Here is a 15,746-nt window from a genome sequence, read left to right on the forward strand (position 1 = left end):
ACTCTTAGTATAAATGTAATATTCACTCGAACTCTATTGTAGCTGGTGGTTTGGGGGTCAGATCATACAGAACCCTCGCAACTGAAGGGATCTCTGCAGTGATACGCGATTCTATAGTTCTAAGAACACTCCATGGAAGCTCCATTGCTTCTGCAGTCATGCCGTCCCTTGAACCTACTGCCCTTACAGCAACTATCCAGCCATGTACTCTCACATCACCCTTGACTCCTGTGCCCTTGCCCACAATTGCGGCAAAGGTCTGCCAGGGATGGAATTGCTCTACAAGCTCTTCTTCAACAATTGCATTTGCTTCCCTTACAGCATCTACAAGCTCCTCAGTGACCTTGCCGACGATCCTTACTGATAAACCGGGACCAGGGAAAGGCATCCTCTCAGATATCTCATGAGGGAGTTCCAGTGCACGGGCAACCTCGCGGACCTCATCCTTGTACAGGTCATCTATTGGTTCCACAATTGCCTTAAAATCCATAACTGAAGGAAGACCACCGACGTTGTGGTGTGATTTTATGCCACCTTCGGATTCTATCCGGTCAGGGTAAATGGTACCCTGAATCAGATATTCGGCTTTCAGTAACTTTGCCTCATCCTCAAAGACACGTATAAAAGCCTCACCGACTGCCTTGCGTTTCTCCTCAGGATCCTCTATACCTGCAAGGGCTGAGAGAAAACGATCCTTTGCATCTACTACCTGAAGGTTCATGTCGGAGAATATTTCCTTTATTCTCTCGGTCTCACCCTTGCGCATAAGCCCGGTGTCAATGTATATAGGTGTCAGTTTGTCACCAATAGCACGGTGTGCAAGGATTGCACATACTGAACTGTCTACACCTCCGGAAAGTGCAATAATGGCTCTGCCATCTATCTGCTGCTGAATCTTATCTATTGCCTTAGGAATGAATTTGTCTACTTTTACCATGAATGATAACTCCAAATATGAGATTTTTATGGGAATTTTTAGGGATTTTACCCTGAAATAGTATTTCGTACATATTAATGCTCGCCCGGACATAAGAGCCTTGCCGGAAAGAATAATCAAAAAACAGTCCTATTTGAGCACCAATCACTCACATCTCCCCAGAAAGAGGTTTGGAAGATATAGAATACTTTCACCCTGCATACAAGACAATTAAATACCTCAGTTAGATATATGCAGTAAAAGCAAGTATGGTCAAAAGATGCACGAAACTCTCCGGAAGTATTTTGGATATTCTGATTTTCGTCCCCTTCAGGAAGACATAATTAACGATGTGCTCAATGACCGGGATACTTTTGTGCTAATGCCCACCGGAGGAGGGAAATCCCTTTGTTACCAGCTTCCTGCCCTTCTGAGGGATGGCATTACAGTAGTCGTATCTCCCCTTATATCACTCATGAAAGACCAGGTGGACAGCCTGAAAGAGAACGGCGTTGATGCGGCCTACCTGAATAGCACGCTGAAGCCTGCCGAGTCAAAGCGCATATATGAAGAACTGAAAAGGGGAGAGATAAAGATACTGTATGTTGCGCCTGAAAGACTGAATATGTCAAGCACTATTACGCTGCTCAAAGGTTTGAATGTAACTCTTTTTGCAATTGATGAGAGCCATTGTATTTCCGAATGGGGACATGACTTCAGACCGGAGTATCGCAAGCTCAATTACCTTAAGAAAAAATTCCCAAATGTCCCCATCATTGCACTTACTGCAACTGCTACGCCAAAGGTCAGGGAAGATACGATTCAGCAGCTTGGTATTGCAGAAGGAAAAACATATGTTGCAAGTTTTAATCGCAAAAACCTGTTTTATCGGGTCAGGGCAAAAAAAGACACATATGACAATTTACTCCAGTACCTGAGAAAGAAAAAAGGAGATAGCGGCATAATCTATTGTCAAAGCCGCAAGACAGTTGACAGCCTTAGCACCAAACTAAGGAAAGCCGGCTTCAACGCACTTCCATACCATGCGGGCCTTACAGACAATCAGAGAGAAAAGAACCAGGATCTGTTCATTAAAGACAGGACAGACATCATTGTCGCTACTATTGCCTTTGGAATGGGAATCGACAAGCCTAATGTTCGTTTTGTAATCCATTACGACCTTCCCAAAAACCTTGAGGGCTATTATCAGGAAACCGGACGAGGTGGCAGGGATGGTTTGGAATGCGAGTGTGTTCTTTTCTTCAGTCGTGGTGACAAATACAAAATAGAGTATTTCATCAAACAGAAAGATAAGAAAGAAGAAAGAGACATCGCCCTCAAACAGCTCAATGACATGGTAGATTACTGCGAAACCAATGTATGTCGCCGGAAAGTATTGCTTGGGTATTTTGGGGAAGAAGTGTTAGAAGAGAATTGCGGGAAATGTGACGTTTGCCTGCAACCACGCATTGAAGTTGATGGAACAGGTGATGCAAAGCTGCTAATTAATTGCATAAAGGAACTTGACCAGAGATTTGGAATGAACCATGTGATTGATGTGCTCACCGGCAGCCGGGCAAAGAAGATCACTGACAAGAAACACCACCTTCTCAAAAACTTCGGACAGGGAGACATGCATCTAAAAGCAGTCTGGCTGGACATGGCAAGAGAAATGGTGCGACAGGATGTTATAAAAGTAGAGGGTGCGCGTTACCCCCTGCTAAAATTGAACCGGAAGAGTGAGGAAGTCCTCGCTGGTGAAAGAATGGTAACCTTCACACGAAAAGTAAGTGAGGACTGCCAGGAAGATTATGAGCCAGTTTCTTCTTCACCCATCAGAGAAGAAAACTTTGGATCACCATCTCCGACCCTACACAGGAAAGTAAGTGATGACCCCGATAAAGATCTTTTCAACAAACTGAAGGAACTGCGTATATCACTGGCCCAGATGCAGGACGTACCCCCATATATCGTGTTTGCGGACACCAGTCTTCGTCAGATGGCTGCTAAAAAGCCGCAAGATAAAGCAGAACTCTTGAAAATAACCGGTGTAGGAGAATACAAACTCAAGAAATATGGAGACATGTTCCTTAAGGAAATAGCAAAGCATTGTGACGGACCTGAGGGTAAACAAACAATCGATAAAAAGAATGCTTCCAAAGCAGTTGTCAAAAAAGAAAATAGTGCTAAAACAAGTTCTTTGACAAGCCCAAAACCTGCGCTCAAAAAAGAAATGGTACTCAGAGCATTGAGTGAACTGGAAAATGACCTCCTCATAGCAATAAAAGACAAACTGGGCGGCACATATTCCGATGAGGAAATAAGGAATATATATCAATCACTTATCAAAAATAAATGATAATGATCGAATTTTCAAATTCATTATTCACATGTATCCAGCAGATGCCTTTTAGGGCGAACCCTCTGGTCACCCGGATGAATAGGATTTACTTTTGCTTCCTTTTCGTATTTTTTCTGCGTTTTATCTTCAGGATTTTTCTCTGTCATATAACCCACCTCTAATTAGTAATTTGTAAGCCCGGCTATTAAAAGTTAATGAAAAGAAAAAGAGCAATTCACATCATCATGAATTGCAGTGTTATATAAAAAATAAGGTCCCCGAATACCACTGCGGTGATAAAACCTGCGGTGATAGGAATCATAAATGGAAGACCGGGAGTTATCCACACACCACCCTTTACTTTTCCAGCTTTCTGGTAGCCTTTCAATTCAGATATCACTTCAGAACTAAGTTCAGTACCTGACCTTGAAAATTTGAACTTAACACCATCCTTGGTTTTACTGTAAGCATCTATCATGCGAAAATGTCCTTTTTCCAGTTTGGAAATAGGCATGATGTAACCGATGAACATGTAGTATGGCCGCTTTAATGACTCTGTGGGATTTTTAAGCAGGTTGTATAGGAAAAGTCCTATAGGCACTATGATCGTGAGTATTACAGAATTTCCAAATACACTAAAAGCAAAGATATTGAAAAGTGGAACTCCATATACAGGAAGTGATGTTGAACCTATCATAATTGCCGGAAACGTGGGGATTATCAGAGAAATAACCATTAGAACCTTAGCATCAGCACCACCAAACGCCCCTAGCTGGAAAAGCACATACACAAAGGCGAAGATGAAAAGGAATGTAAGTATGTTGCGTATGAGATATGGAAAACCATAGGTCATAAGGTCGTACATTATAAAGATGAATCCAACGCCAAACATCATGATCCATACTTCATTGACAACACGGCGGGTTTTGATATCAGCATAGCAGGCATACAGTAAAAAAGGCATGCATGCAAGTACTTTGAGTATTTCTATCATTTCAGTGTTTCTCCCATTTTTTCAGTTTCATGACCTCTGAGAGGGTTGATCCTCTGCGTATCTCTTCAAAAAGGCGCTGTTCGGTCTTTTCGACTTCCTTTGCACGCCTTGCAATCTCATAAGCACGTTCCTTTGGGATTACCACGACACCATTATCATCTCCGATGATATAATCACCCGGATTTACGGACTGGTTTCCACAGACTATTTCAGAATTTATTTCACCAAACCCTTTGGGCTCTCCGGCATTAGGAACATTACAGGTTGCAAAAACAGGTAACCCTATTTTACGAATTTCATCTATATCCCTCACTGCCCCATCGACGACAACTCCTGCTATACCCCTGTTAAGACAGCTTAGGGTTGCAAGGCCACCCCAGGGCGCAACATGCCTGCTGCCGTTATAAATAACAATCACGTCCCCTTCCTTTGCCCCATCTATGGCTTCCACAGCCTTGGCCCAATCACCTTTGAAGGTCTGGACCGTAACCGCAGTACCAACCATTTTTTTACCAGCCACCATGGAGAATATATCCTGCATGGCCCCTTTACGATGCATGGAATCTGAAATATTGGGAGTGGAAACACCTTCCAGTATCTTACGGATCTCTTCGTCATGTGATGTTTTCAATACAGGTGCAACAGAAGGAAAATCAACACTTTGCCGGATGGCATTTGCTGAGGCGGTCACATTGGATGAGCGAATAATATTTCCCCCAACAATCACAATGTTCGCGCCAGAGGTCACAGCTTCCGAGCATGAATCTGCGTCCAGCCCGCCTGCTATGGCAACAGGAATACTCACGTGTTTCACGACTTCTTTCATTATGGCAAGTGAATCCTGACCTCCCATCTGCTGGTCTATGCCCGCATGCACATTAATGTAATCAACCCCCATCTTTTCCAGTTCGATACTACGGGAAACAGGGTCATTGACAGATATCAGGTCTGCCATTATCTTCACACCATATTTTTTTGCGGCACGTATCGCTTCCTGAATGGTGGAATCATCGGCACTGGCAAGTACAACAACAATGTCTGCACCTGCTTTTGCACCCATTTCAACTTCTATAGAGCCGGTATCCGCTATTTTCATATCTGCGATAATTGTCCTGCCAGGAAAATTTTTCCGGATTTCCCTAATGGCATCCATGCCATCGCTTTTTATGAGCGGCGTTCCGACCTCGATCCAGTCCACACCCCCTTCAAGAGATTCTTTTGCTATCTGTATTGCTCGGTCCGTTTCTAAAATGTCAAGAGCTACCTGAATGATTGGTTTGATATGATCACCTTTGGAAATACTTACACTACTAAAATACTTGAAAACCTATAAATTTAATCACGCAAAACTAATATCTTGTGAAATAATCCGGGAGAAAAATGACTGAAAATGAAGAGATATCCGATCAGGAACGACAAATATTGCTGAACAGACTCCATAAGTGTCTTTTCTGGGTAGGAGAACAGATTCCCAATAAGATATACATCAAAGGAAAAGAGGTAAACCTTCATGAAGTTGTCTGGGAGATAGTCAATAAAACTAAGCTGGACGAGGATGACCTGAAAAACATTGATTATTTTTTAGAGCTCTTGTGCGATAAAGAAAAAGAATACGACGACTGCCTTGAACATGATCATCTAAATTGCGAGGAAGCAAAAGAACTCTTTGATCAAGCAGCGGGTGTTATGCGGGCGATTATGGACCTTAAGGAACTGACAATATCCTCAAAAAGAAAAGTCATTTTCAAAAACCGGCAAATATGCAATGATGTGAATACAGATGAATGGGATACGCTGACAGAAGATATAAAGCAAAATGAACTCTGAATACATATATCCCCATTATCAGGCAAATATTATATCCCATGTAATGCCTCTAGTAGTCAATGAAATTCAAGGACCAACATATCATTTCCATGAGAGAATTCCCAAGGGAAATGATCGATCATATCCTCAATGCTGCTGAAAAGATGGAGCCCATTGCACATGGGAAACAGAAATCAGACATGCTTGCCGGAAAAGTTCTTGCAGTCCTCTTTTTTGAACCAAGTACCAGAACCAGGATGTCTTTTGAGACTGCAATGTTGCGGCTTGGAGGAGATGTACTGAATTTGGGATCGGTGGATGCAAGTTCCATAGCCAAAGGAGAAACATTGGCGGATACCATTAGGGTTGTCGATGGCTACGTAGATGCTATTGTGTTACGTCACCCTAAAGAAGGTGCAGCGCAGCTTGCCTCTGAATTCTCAATAGTGCCTATTCTTAATGCAGGAGACGGTGCAGGCCACCATCCAACACAGACACTGCTTGACCTTTACACCATTAAGCGTGAGAGCCACCTTGAAGGATTAAAGATTGCACTTGCAGGTGACCTGAAATACGGAAGGACCGTGCATTCTCTTTGTTATGCGTTATCCCTATATGGCGCACAAATAACACTGATATCCCCAAAAGAACTTCGTATGCCGGAAGAGATAATCAGCGACATAATAGCAAGGGGTGCAAAAATCATTGAAACTGATTCAATTGAGGATGCCATCAATGATGTTGATGTGCTTTATATGACGCGCATACAAAAGGAAAGATTCCCGGATGCTGCAGAATATCAGAAAGTTGCAAATAAGCTTAAGATAACAATTGAAACATTAAAAGATGTGAAACCTGAATTAAAAATCATGCATCCGTTGCCAAGGGTTAACGAGATAGATACAAAAATTGATGATACACCCCATGCATGTTACTTCAAGCAGGCATTCTATGGAGTACCTGTACGCATGGCACTTTTAGGACTGGTTTTGGGGGCTATAGAATGACTGACATCGAAACAGAACTAAGGGTGCGCAGGATAGAGAATGGAACTGTTATAGACCACATCACTGCAGGAAAAGCATTAAATGTGCTAAAGATACTCGGACTGCCTGATTCATCCCACGGAGTCGTAAGTGTCCTGATCAACTCCCATGGAAAATATGGGGAAAAAGATGTCGTGAAGATCGAGAATCGTGAACTTAAGGTTGAAGAGGTTGACAGAATAGCGCTTATTGCACCTAACGCAACTATCAACATCATACGCAACTTCAATGTAACAAGCAAGAACAAGGTGCATATACCATCTTTTGTAGAGAACGTTGTAGGATGTATAAACCCTAATTGTATTTCCAATAGTGATGAACCCATCACCTCGAAGTTCAAAGTGGATACTGAAGATACATGCCTGAAACTCAGATGTTTTTACTGTGGCCGGATGATATCAGAGAATATTGCAGAGCATCTGCTCTAGAGTAGAGTTAAATAAATAAAAAGGAAGAAACGGTTGGAGGTAGAAATCATGGCACCAAAATACACATGCTACAATTTATAATATATAATAACACATATATATAATTGATGGCCATTGTTAATGATTTAACATGAACTTTTATGCAAATAAATCACTCGAACTATGCCACAAATGAACACGTCTGTTCCAAAAAAAAGGTTTTGCCATTAAAGGCCAAGAATATCCTGCATGGTATAAAGCCCGGGTTCAGCATTACCAATCCATGCAGCTGCTTTTACCGCACCGCCTGCAAATGCCTGCCTTGAATGAGCCTGGTGTTTTATTTCGATCCTTTCACCATCACCTGCAAAGAGGACTGTATGATCACCTACAATATCCCCGCCACGAACAGCATGAATACCTATTTCTTTTCCACGTGGAGCAAGACCCTCACGGCCATAGACATAATCTTTGCCGCCAAGAACCTTGCTGATAACTTCAGCAGCTCCTTTGGCGGTGCCACTTGGAGCATCTTTCTTCTGATTATGGTGGGCTTCAATGATCTCAATATCAACATCATCAAGATACTTTGCTGCTTCACCAAGGAGCTTGAAGAACACATACACACCAACTGAGTAGTTAGGTGAGATAATTCCTGCTACATTGTTGCTGGTAATTGAATCCTCTATGGATTTTTTCTGCTCAGGAGTCAGACCGGTAGTACCTACCACTAGACTCACACCACATGCTGCTGCCCTTGGGGCATTGACCGCTGTAGCATTCGCAATGGTAAAATCAATAAGCACCTGAGTGCCGGTGTTTTTCAAAACAGATTCCATGTCATCAACATGGGACAATGGGACGTTCAAAGTACCTATATGAGCTACCTCGCCCACATCCTCACCGATGTTCATAAGATCGAAAGCTGCTGTTAAGCAAACATCTTCAGACCTGATGATATTGTCAATGAGGAGTCTGCCCATTCTTCCCGAAGCACCGGTAACTCCAACGTTTATCATAAGATGCACCCCATGCTGCGAAGAACCTTTTCGAGTTCAACGCTGTTCCCTTCACTTAGAGGCGCAAGAGGGAGTCTCATAGCTCCACTTGACAGACCGAGAAGTTCCACAGCGCGCTTCACAGGAATTGGATTGGTCTCTGTGAATAATTCACGGATAAGAGGTGCCATTTCAAAATGAAGTTTTTTTGCAGTTTCGAAATCACTGGCTTTTACAGCATCATAGAGCTTTACCATCATTTCAGGAACAATGTTGGCAACAACAGATATCACACCTGCTCCGCCCATAGCAAGTATTGGAAATGTAAGTCCGTCCTCACCTGAGAGAACTACAAAATCTTCATCGACAGTCTGTTCAAGTATCTGTGACACTTTTCCAATATTGCCACTTGCCTCTTTTACAGCCACAATGTTCCCTACTTTTGAAAGCTCAATAATTACTTCCAAAGGCATATCCTGTCCTGTTCTGGAAGGTACGTTATATAGTACAATAGGGATATCAGCAGATTCCGCTATTTTCTTAAAATGAGCAATTAGTCCTGCATTATTGGGTTTAATGTAATAGGGGGATATAATAAGAACACCATCTGCCCCGGAGTCCGCCGCATGTTTTGTGAGTTCAACTGCTTCAACAGTGTTGTTAGAACCAGTACCTGCCATGACAGGAACCTTCGCACAATCAACACAAAGGTTGATCAGCTGTTTATGCTCCCCTGTTGACAGGGTAGCAGATTCACCGGTCGTGCCACTGACAACAACTCCGGAAACGCCACCTTCTTCAACATAATTGACAATATTTCTGAAACTTTCCTCATCAATGCTATTATCACTAGAGAATGGCGTTACAAGAGCAGGCAAAACTCCTTTGAACATGGGAATATCCCCTCTCCAAATAAATTACTGTAATGGCTTATGTGTCATCTTTCTTGTCACGTAACCAGCTACACGGTTTCTGATAACCTTGCTCTCAATGGTGGTGTACTTTGACACAAGTGGCTTATTCTTATCGAAGTCAGTTGTAAATACATCACCATGCTTTTCTACTAAGCGAATTGAAATTCTCTTGATATTGGTTTGTCTAATATTTCCCATGATAATTCTCCATTATTATTAAAATGAAACTCTATGATAGTAACTTGTATCGGGTTATAATAAATACCCTTACATTTATACCTTTTGGAATACTGAAATGCACCTGAAGACTTAATTATATATCTGTTTTTCCCAGAAGACGGTCAATTGCTTTTGCGTCTTTGAAAACTGGCTCTCTTGTGCCTTTTTGATTAAAAAAGAGAGCAATGAGCACAATTAGAAGGCCGATATTGGGATTTAAGTATGCAATAAATATTCCCAGAAGAATAAGTGTTGATGCCAGAATACCTTTTATGACACCTTTGCGGTAAGAGCCAAGACGAGTTCTTTTATAGATGCGAATATCCCGCAAGGTAAGGAAAAGGACAACAACATATGCCAGCATCGCTATATAAACGTACATTTTCACACCTGTACCCTTTAACTAGCTATTAACTTGATAACACTTGCCCATGGTCCGGGATATTATACCAGGGTTCTGTTGAGGCAGGCATAATTAGTTAAATCCGGAAATATACATAAGGTTTGAATGAAAAGCTCACCCAGGGAACGGATAACACTGCATCTGGACATGGACAGTTTTTACTCTTCTGTGGAAGTAAGAGAAAGACCGGAACTGAAAGGATTACCGGTTGTTGTGGGTTCAGACCCGAAGGGCGGCAGCGGAAGAGGAGTTGTAAGTACATGCTCCTACGAGGCAAGGGAATTTGGAATACATTCCGCAATGCCCATATCAAAAGCCTACCGGCTCTGCCCTGATGCAGTTTTCCTTCAGGTCAACATGAATCTTTACAAAGATGCTTCTGAAAAAATAATGAATATCATACGTATTTTTGCAGACAAATTCCAGCAGGTAAGTGTGGATGAGGCTTACATCGATATTGGGGATTCGATAAGTGATTATGAGTCTGCGACTCTGCTTGCAAGAAAGATCAAAAGCGAAGTCAAGCGATTGCAGGGACTTACATGCTCCATAGGAGTCGCACCCAACAAGGTCATTGCAAAAATAGCATCTGATTTCAATAAACCCGACGGACTTACAATTGTAAGACCGGAAGATATACAGGATTTTCTATTTCCCCTTCATGTATCAAAGATACCGGGCATAGGAAAGAAGACACAACCCATTCTTCAGGAAATGGGAATAGAAACTGTGGGACAGCTTGCATCATGTGATGTCCAGCTTCTTATAGCGCGTTTCGGGAAGTTCGGAGTAGTAATGCACCAGCTTGCAAACGGTGTAGACATGCGCGAAGTAAAGGAACGCGAAGAAGTGAAATCCATCAGCACTGAGGATACTTTTGATGAAGACCTATCAGATGCCGAAGATATCGAAAAATCACTTACCAGCCTTTCAGAGAAGGTCTATGTATCACTCCTCAAAAAGCGTTTCAGGTTCAGGACTGTGACCCTCAAGGTGCGTTTTGAAGATTTCAGGACATACACAAGGGCAAGGACATTACATGCAGCCACTACGGACAAAGAGGCAATCAGAAAAACATCCTGCAGCCTTATGGAAGAGTTTCTTGGAAAAGGGAGATTCCGATTACTGGGAGTCGGGGTCACTAAACTTGAAAAACTTGATGAGAGACAGACTTATCTTAGCGATTTCCTGTAAGTGAATGCCTATCTTTAATACTGCCACATTCTTTGAAAAACAAGACAAACGATACATAAACACAATATATAAGAGATTTAAAAGACTATAAGAGATTTATTTGAGCTTTAATTAAGTAAATAAGCTTATTTTAAAGAAAAAACCAGTATCAACATTTATATTCATTTTTTAAACGAATTCAAGCACTATAAGTGAACTAATACTGCAATAAAAGATTTTATCACAGGTTTTTTATTCTTATAACCCCTATCGAGCGTTGGTTGCATATATTATACATTCCGAAAATTAGAGGGTTATACCTGATGAAAGATAGATCTAAAGATTACCAGAACAAAGAAAAACAAAAACCAAGGACATTGGGACCTGTACCGCACCTTGAAGAGCATGTGAACCCGGACTGGTGGAAGAAAATATTCAATTCACTCTACCTGAAAACCGATGCAGATATCGTTGATGATGCATCCATCACCAGACAGGAAATAGATACATTCTCTTCAATTCTCAATATTAATCCTGAAAGCCATGTACTTGACCTGTGCTGTGGGCAGGGCAGGCATTCACTTGAGCTTGCAAGAAGGGGATTTAAAAATGTTGAAGGACTTGACAGGTCACACTATCTCATACAAAGGGCAAAGAACTCTGCAAAGAAGGAGAGTCTTGGAGTCAGGTTCAAAGAAGGGGATGCAAGGAAAACACCCCATCCAACAGACACCTTTGATGCTGTAATGCTCCTTGGAAACAGTTTTGGTTATTTTGAGACATCTGATGAAGACCTGAGAGTACTGAAAGAAGTAAAAAGGGTCCTCAAACCGTGGGGAAAGATCTTACTGGATGTTGCCGACGGATCATATCTAAAAGAAAAATACCAGCCACGTTCGTGGGAATGGATAGATAAACATAACTTCGTCTGCAGGGAACGCTCCATATCCACAGACGGACAGAAACTGATATCAAGAGAAGTAATTGTTAACGATACCTCAGGAGTTATTGCAGACCAGTTCTATGCAGAACGCCTCTACACCACCGAATCAATGATAGAGCTTCTGAAAAAGGCAGAGTTCGTCGACATAGAGATGGTAGACTCCATCGATTCCCAGACACTTAGAAACCAGGATCTCGGAATGATGGAGAAACGCATATTGGTCACTGCATCTGTGAGGAAAGACTGGACGCCTAAGAAGAAAAAAGTGAAGGATATTGAAAAGAATGTTGTTGTGGTCTTCGGTGACCCGAGGAAAAATGATTCACTAAAACCATGTGGCATCTTTGATGACGACGACATATACACCATTGACCAGCTAAAAGGCAGCCTCAACGAGATAGAAGGTTATTCTGTCAAATACCTAGACAACCATGATACGCTTATTAGCGACCTTTCAAAACTGAGAGGAAAGATAGATTTCATTTTAAACCTCTGTGATGAAGGATTCGGGAATGACCCCAAGAAAGAGCTGCATGTACCTGCCATTATGGAGATGCTGAACATCCCGTACACAGGTTCAGGCCCACAGTGCCTGGCTTTCTGTTACGATAAAGCACTTGTGATAGGTATTGCCAAAGACCTTGGAGTTCCGGTGCCAGAGGGAATCGTTGTAAAAGGAGAGGACAACCTGTTCGAACTGCCAATGGATTTCCCAGTCATTGTGAAACCAAACTTCGGAGACTCAAGTTTTGGCTTGAACCAGCACAGCGTATGTAACAACCGTGATGAGGTTGTCAGGGCTATTTACGACATCAGGGAAGGACTGGGGTACGATAAACCCATACTTGTAGAGGAATTCCTTACAGGACAGGACCTGAGCATCGGCATAATAGGAAATCCTCCTGAAAACTACACAGTCCTGCCGCTTACAAAGGAAGATTACTCGGAACTGCCCGGTGATCTCCCCAGATTATGCGGTTACGAGGCTAAATGGATACCTGATTCACCATACTGGAAAATCAAATCCGCACCAGCAGACCTTCCAAAAGAAACAGAAGAACTCATAGTTGAGTGCAGTCTGAAACTTATCAACAGGCTTGAATGCAGGGACTACACCCGTCTGGACTGGAGAGTTGACTCATCAGGAACGCCTAAACTGCTGGAAGTCAACCCCAACCCAGGATGGTGCTGGGACGGGCATCTGGCAAAGATGGCGAAGATAGCCGGCATCTCATACACTGAGATGATAAGGATGATCCTTAAAAGTGCGGATGAAAGGATATCTGCACAGAGGTAATACTTTTTTTATCAGAGGGATTTAACATCCCTCTTTTTTTAATAGGTTCCGGCTAATTTAAGTAATCTGACTAACCATGGATAAATGGGAGTGAATATGGATGTTTGGATAGAAGATATCGAAACGACCAATTCTATTTTTATAAATACAAATGCGGAGTAAACGGAGTGTGTAAAAGTGTTTTCAAAAGTACCTATCGATATTGCAAAGATGAGCAAGGAAGACATAAATAAAGAAATGCTCAGGGCTGCACTGATCGCAGAATTGGATGCCATCAATCTTTATGAGCAGATGGCAGGCATGACCGAGAACGATGAAGTCAGGAGAGTTCTCCTTGATGTTGCAAAGGAAGAAAAGACCCACATAGGTGAGTTCCAGACACTCCTGCTGAGGATGGACAAAGAGCAGGTTGAGGAACTTGAAGCTGGCAGGGAAGAAGTGGACGAAGAGTTACATAAATAATATCAAGGAGAGGGTAATTTGTTCTCAGAAGTTCCAATTGATATTGAAAAAGTAAGTAAAGAAGACCTTGACAAAGAGATTATGAGAGTGGCCATCATGGCAGAGTTCGATGCAATAAATATGTATGAACAGATGGCAAATCTTACCGATGACGAGGATCTTAAGATCATCCTGCTGGACATAGCCAAAGAAGAGAAAGTACATGCTGCTATGTTCCAGACAGTGCTCATGGAAGTGGATCACGAATACCTGAAGGTCATGGCAAGTTATGCACTGGTAAAAGATAAGTGACTTACATTTATTCGCCAAACGATATTGAATACTTTTCTTTTTTTCATTGACATGCCGGTACTAAAAACACTTAATATGACCTGAAGACAATATCCCATTAGGGAATATTATGGGAAACATCAGAAAGGTCAGAAAGATACTGAAGAGCATGCCAACCATTGAAGGTGCAGGAGTACACCTCAAAAGGGCATTCGGGTTTAACCACGTACCACAACTTGATCCGTTCTTACTGCTTGACGATTTTCATTCAGATAATCCAAAGGAGTACACCATGGGTTTCCCCTGGCACCCGCACAGAGGTATGGAAACTATAACCTACGTGCTTCAAGGCAACGTGGAGCATGGAGACAGCATGAACAATAAAGGTGCCACCGGACCCGGAGATGTGCAATGGATGACAGCAGGCAGCGGGATAATCCATCAGGAAATGCCAAAAGGTGACAACAACGGAAACCTGTGGGGCTTCCAGCTATGGGCCAACCTCCCTGCATCCCGGAAGATGATGGTTCCACGTTATCAGGAAGTAAAAAGCAGCCAGATACCAGAAGTCACCATGGACAACGGCACCCGCATCAAGATAATATGCGGAAAAATAAACGGAGTTCAGGGCCCTGTAAAAGACATTGTCACAGACCCCGAATACCTCGACGTAACTGTTCCTGCAAAAACCTCTTTCGAGTATCCGACAAAACCCGGATACACCGTAGTAGCCTACGTCATAGAAGGAGACGGACACTTCGACCCTGAGAACGACCAGTACTCATACGAGGTAGATGGAGCAAAGTATTTCGACCTTGAAGGCGGCTCATCCACCAAAAAAGATAATCTCGTCATGTTCGACGACGGTGAAAAGATAGCCATCAATGCCGGAGAGAATGGAGTCCGTTTCCTGCTGATGACCGGCAAGCCCATCGGAGAGCCTGTTGCCTGGTACGGACCGGTAGTCATGAACACCCAGGAAGAATTACAGCAGGCTTTTGAGGATTACAGAAACGGGACATTTGTTAAGTGAAAATAAGATGAAAAGCCTTACAATTCCCTGCCACACGAATCTCCGCAGTCCTGATGCCACAGGCTTTTAGATCAAGCTTTTCCACAGCCCCTGCTACTACAGTCGATTTGCCAACATCCGGTTTTCCAGTTACATCTATTCAAAGCACCTGAAATCTCCTTTCAGATTAGCCACAAAAATTACAAATAAATAAACCGAGAGTGAATCCCGGCCATTATCACTAATTCCAATCAGACTGATATGTCTTCTATCTTGTCCAGGAAGATGATTTCTGGTTTGCTGATTACGCCCACTTCTCCCATTTTCTTTTTTAATTCTGCAGATTCTGTGAACTTGCGTGCGTTCTCAATAGAATCCCACTCGAAAAGGATTGCCAGAGAATTAGGATCTTCTGATGTGCGGAAAACCATTCCACCTTTGGAACCATTCGCTTTTCGAGTAGAACCGTTCTCGTCAAATCCTTGTTTCCATTTAGAAAAATCTTCGACTCTATGTTTGATAAGTACGTATACCATTGTTTATAA

Annotated in this window: 19 protein-coding genes; 9 read left to right on the forward strand and 10 right to left on the reverse strand. The window is 42.4% G+C overall.

Going from position 1 to position 15,746, the window contains the following annotated elements:
- Positions 1-22: 22 nt before the first annotated feature.
- On the reverse strand, positions 23-937 hold the full coding sequence (guaA, locus tag QZZ23_RS02020) for a glutamine-hydrolyzing GMP synthase (protein WP_292466531.1): 915 nt from the start codon (positions 935-937) through the stop codon (positions 23-25).
- A 259-nt stretch (positions 938-1,196) separates the two neighbouring features.
- On the opposite strand from guaA, the gene recQ reads away from it, so the two are divergent.
- Positions 1,197-3,275, forward strand: coding sequence for a DNA helicase RecQ (gene recQ / locus QZZ23_RS02025; protein ID WP_292466532.1), 2,079 nt, complete (start codon positions 1,197-1,199; stop codon positions 3,273-3,275).
- A gap of 23 nt (positions 3,276-3,298) precedes the next feature.
- On the opposite strand, the gene QZZ23_RS02030 is transcribed toward recQ, so the two are convergent.
- The 3 genes from QZZ23_RS02030 to hxlA form a co-directional block, all read right to left on the reverse strand.
- Complete coding sequence (locus QZZ23_RS02030) at positions 3,299-3,424, reverse strand: hypothetical protein (RefSeq protein ID WP_292466533.1); 126 nt, start codon at positions 3,422-3,424, stop codon at positions 3,299-3,301.
- A gap of 68 nt (positions 3,425-3,492) precedes the next feature.
- On the reverse strand, positions 3,493-4,251 hold the full coding sequence (locus tag QZZ23_RS02035; RefSeq protein ID WP_292466534.1) for an A24 family peptidase C-terminal domain-containing protein: 759 nt from the start codon (positions 4,249-4,251) through the stop codon (positions 3,493-3,495).
- Position 4,252: 1 nt separating this feature from the next.
- Positions 4,253-5,551 (reverse strand): 3-hexulose-6-phosphate synthase, encoded by a 1,299-nt coding sequence (gene hxlA / locus QZZ23_RS02040; protein WP_366931299.1) that lies wholly within the window; start codon positions 5,549-5,551, stop codon positions 4,253-4,255.
- 80 nt (positions 5,552-5,631) lie between these two features.
- Here hxlA and QZZ23_RS02045 point away from each other — a divergent pair, with 80 nt between their 5' ends.
- From QZZ23_RS02045 to pyrI, 3 genes are read left to right on the forward strand one after another with little or no spacing between them, the layout of a single operon-like run.
- Positions 5,632-6,078 (forward strand): DUF5788 family protein, encoded by a 447-nt coding sequence (locus QZZ23_RS02045; protein WP_292466535.1) that lies wholly within the window; start codon positions 5,632-5,634, stop codon positions 6,076-6,078.
- Positions 6,079-6,137: 59 nt separating this feature from the next.
- Complete coding sequence (gene pyrB, locus QZZ23_RS02050; RefSeq protein ID WP_292466536.1) at positions 6,138-7,064, forward strand: aspartate carbamoyltransferase; 927 nt, start codon at positions 6,138-6,140, stop codon at positions 7,062-7,064.
- Positions 7,061-7,531, forward strand: a complete 471-nt coding sequence (gene pyrI, locus QZZ23_RS02055) for an aspartate carbamoyltransferase regulatory subunit (protein WP_292466537.1) — start codon at positions 7,061-7,063, stop codon at positions 7,529-7,531. The genes pyrB and pyrI overlap by 4 nt, the downstream gene beginning before the upstream one ends.
- 206 nt (positions 7,532-7,737) lie before the next feature.
- Here the strand turns inward: pyrI and dapB are convergent, their stop codons facing one another.
- The 4 genes from dapB to QZZ23_RS02075 form a co-directional block, all read right to left on the reverse strand.
- Positions 7,738-8,529, reverse strand: a complete 792-nt coding sequence (gene dapB / locus QZZ23_RS02060) for a 4-hydroxy-tetrahydrodipicolinate reductase (protein ID WP_292466538.1) — start codon at positions 8,527-8,529, stop codon at positions 7,738-7,740.
- Positions 8,526-9,401: a 4-hydroxy-tetrahydrodipicolinate synthase gene (dapA, locus tag QZZ23_RS02065; RefSeq protein WP_292466539.1), complete on the reverse strand. Its 876-nt coding sequence runs from the start codon at positions 9,399-9,401 to the stop codon at positions 8,526-8,528. Before dapA ends, dapB begins: the two co-directional genes overlap by 4 nt.
- Positions 9,402-9,425: 24 nt before the next feature.
- On the reverse strand, positions 9,426-9,620 hold the full coding sequence (locus QZZ23_RS02070) for a 30S ribosomal protein S17e (protein ID WP_292466540.1): 195 nt from the start codon (positions 9,618-9,620) through the stop codon (positions 9,426-9,428).
- Positions 9,621-9,735: 115 nt separating this feature from the next.
- A complete protein-coding gene (locus QZZ23_RS02075; RefSeq protein ID WP_292466541.1) occupies positions 9,736-10,023 on the reverse strand; it encodes a hypothetical protein in 288 nt (95 codons plus the stop codon).
- Between the two features lie 126 nt (positions 10,024-10,149).
- On the opposite strand from QZZ23_RS02075, the gene dinB reads away from it, so the two are divergent.
- The 5 genes from dinB to QZZ23_RS02100 all read left to right on the forward strand — a co-directional run bounded on the left by dinB (position 10,150) and on the right by QZZ23_RS02100 (position 15,222).
- Positions 10,150-11,238, forward strand: coding sequence for a DNA polymerase IV (gene dinB, locus QZZ23_RS02080; protein WP_292466542.1), 1,089 nt, complete (start codon positions 10,150-10,152; stop codon positions 11,236-11,238).
- A 302-nt stretch (positions 11,239-11,540) separates the two neighbouring features.
- Positions 11,541-13,457 (forward strand): methyltransferase domain-containing protein, encoded by a 1,917-nt coding sequence (locus QZZ23_RS02085; protein WP_292466543.1) that lies wholly within the window; start codon positions 11,541-11,543, stop codon positions 13,455-13,457.
- 177 nt (positions 13,458-13,634) lie between these two features.
- Positions 13,635-13,919: a ferritin family protein gene (locus tag QZZ23_RS02090; protein ID WP_292466544.1), complete on the forward strand. Its 285-nt coding sequence runs from the start codon at positions 13,635-13,637 to the stop codon at positions 13,917-13,919.
- A gap of 18 nt (positions 13,920-13,937) precedes the next feature.
- Positions 13,938-14,210 (forward strand): ferritin family protein, encoded by a 273-nt coding sequence (locus QZZ23_RS02095; protein ID WP_292466545.1) that lies wholly within the window; start codon positions 13,938-13,940, stop codon positions 14,208-14,210.
- Between the two features lie 109 nt (positions 14,211-14,319).
- Complete coding sequence (locus QZZ23_RS02100; RefSeq protein ID WP_292466546.1) at positions 14,320-15,222, forward strand: pirin family protein; 903 nt, start codon at positions 14,320-14,322, stop codon at positions 15,220-15,222.
- Here QZZ23_RS02100 and QZZ23_RS14650 read toward each other — a convergent pair.
- Together QZZ23_RS14650 and QZZ23_RS02105 are read right to left on the reverse strand one after the other, a co-directional pair.
- On the reverse strand, positions 15,215-15,361 hold the full coding sequence (locus tag QZZ23_RS14650; RefSeq protein WP_366931300.1) for a nucleoside-triphosphatase: 147 nt from the start codon (positions 15,359-15,361) through the stop codon (positions 15,215-15,217). The genes QZZ23_RS02100 and QZZ23_RS14650 overlap by 8 nt on opposite strands.
- A gap of 91 nt (positions 15,362-15,452) precedes the next feature.
- Positions 15,453-15,737 (reverse strand): hypothetical protein, encoded by a 285-nt coding sequence (locus QZZ23_RS02105; RefSeq protein ID WP_292466547.1) that lies wholly within the window; start codon positions 15,735-15,737, stop codon positions 15,453-15,455.
- Positions 15,738-15,746: the final 9 nt, after the last annotated feature.

This window comes from Methanolobus sp., from assembly GCF_016278385.1.
In the GTDB taxonomy this organism is placed as follows: Archaea; Halobacteriota; Methanosarcinia; order Methanosarcinales; family Methanosarcinaceae; genus Methanolobus.

Bases quoted from the DNA above. Each gene is read 5' to 3' on its own strand.
- guaA (WP_292466531.1), bottom strand. From the start codon at position 937: ATGGTAAAAGTAGACAAATTCATTCCTAAGGCAATAGATAAGATTCAG.
- recQ (WP_292466532.1), top strand. From the start codon at position 1,197: ATGCACGAAACTCTCCGGAAGTATTTTGGATATTCTGATTTTCGTCCC.
- QZZ23_RS02030 (WP_292466533.1), bottom strand. From the start codon at position 3,424: ATGACAGAGAAAAATCCTGAAGATAAAACGCAGAAAAAATACGAAAAG.
- QZZ23_RS02035 (WP_292466534.1), bottom strand. From the start codon at position 4,251: ATGATAGAAATACTCAAAGTACTTGCATGCATGCCTTTTTTACTGTAT.
- QZZ23_RS02045 (WP_292466535.1), top strand. From the start codon at position 5,632: ATGACTGAAAATGAAGAGATATCCGATCAGGAACGACAAATATTGCTG.
- pyrB (WP_292466536.1), top strand. From the start codon at position 6,138: ATGAAATTCAAGGACCAACATATCATTTCCATGAGAGAATTCCCAAGG.
- pyrI (WP_292466537.1), top strand. From the start codon at position 7,061: ATGACTGACATCGAAACAGAACTAAGGGTGCGCAGGATAGAGAATGGA.
- dapB (WP_292466538.1), bottom strand. From the start codon at position 8,529: ATGATAAACGTTGGAGTTACCGGTGCTTCGGGAAGAATGGGCAGACTC.
- dapA (WP_292466539.1), bottom strand. From the start codon at position 9,401: ATGTTCAAAGGAGTTTTGCCTGCTCTTGTAACGCCATTCTCTAGTGAT.
- QZZ23_RS02070 (WP_292466540.1), bottom strand. From the start codon at position 9,620: ATGGGAAATATTAGACAAACCAATATCAAGAGAATTTCAATTCGCTTA.
- QZZ23_RS02075 (WP_292466541.1), bottom strand. From the start codon at position 10,023: ATGTACGTTTATATAGCGATGCTGGCATATGTTGTTGTCCTTTTCCTT.
- dinB (WP_292466542.1), top strand. From the start codon at position 10,150: ATGAAAAGCTCACCCAGGGAACGGATAACACTGCATCTGGACATGGAC.
- QZZ23_RS02085 (WP_292466543.1), top strand. From the start codon at position 11,541: ATGAAAGATAGATCTAAAGATTACCAGAACAAAGAAAAACAAAAACCA.
- QZZ23_RS02100 (WP_292466546.1), top strand. From the start codon at position 14,320: ATGGGAAACATCAGAAAGGTCAGAAAGATACTGAAGAGCATGCCAACC.
- QZZ23_RS02105 (WP_292466547.1), bottom strand. From the start codon at position 15,737: ATGGTATACGTACTTATCAAACATAGAGTCGAAGATTTTTCTAAATGG.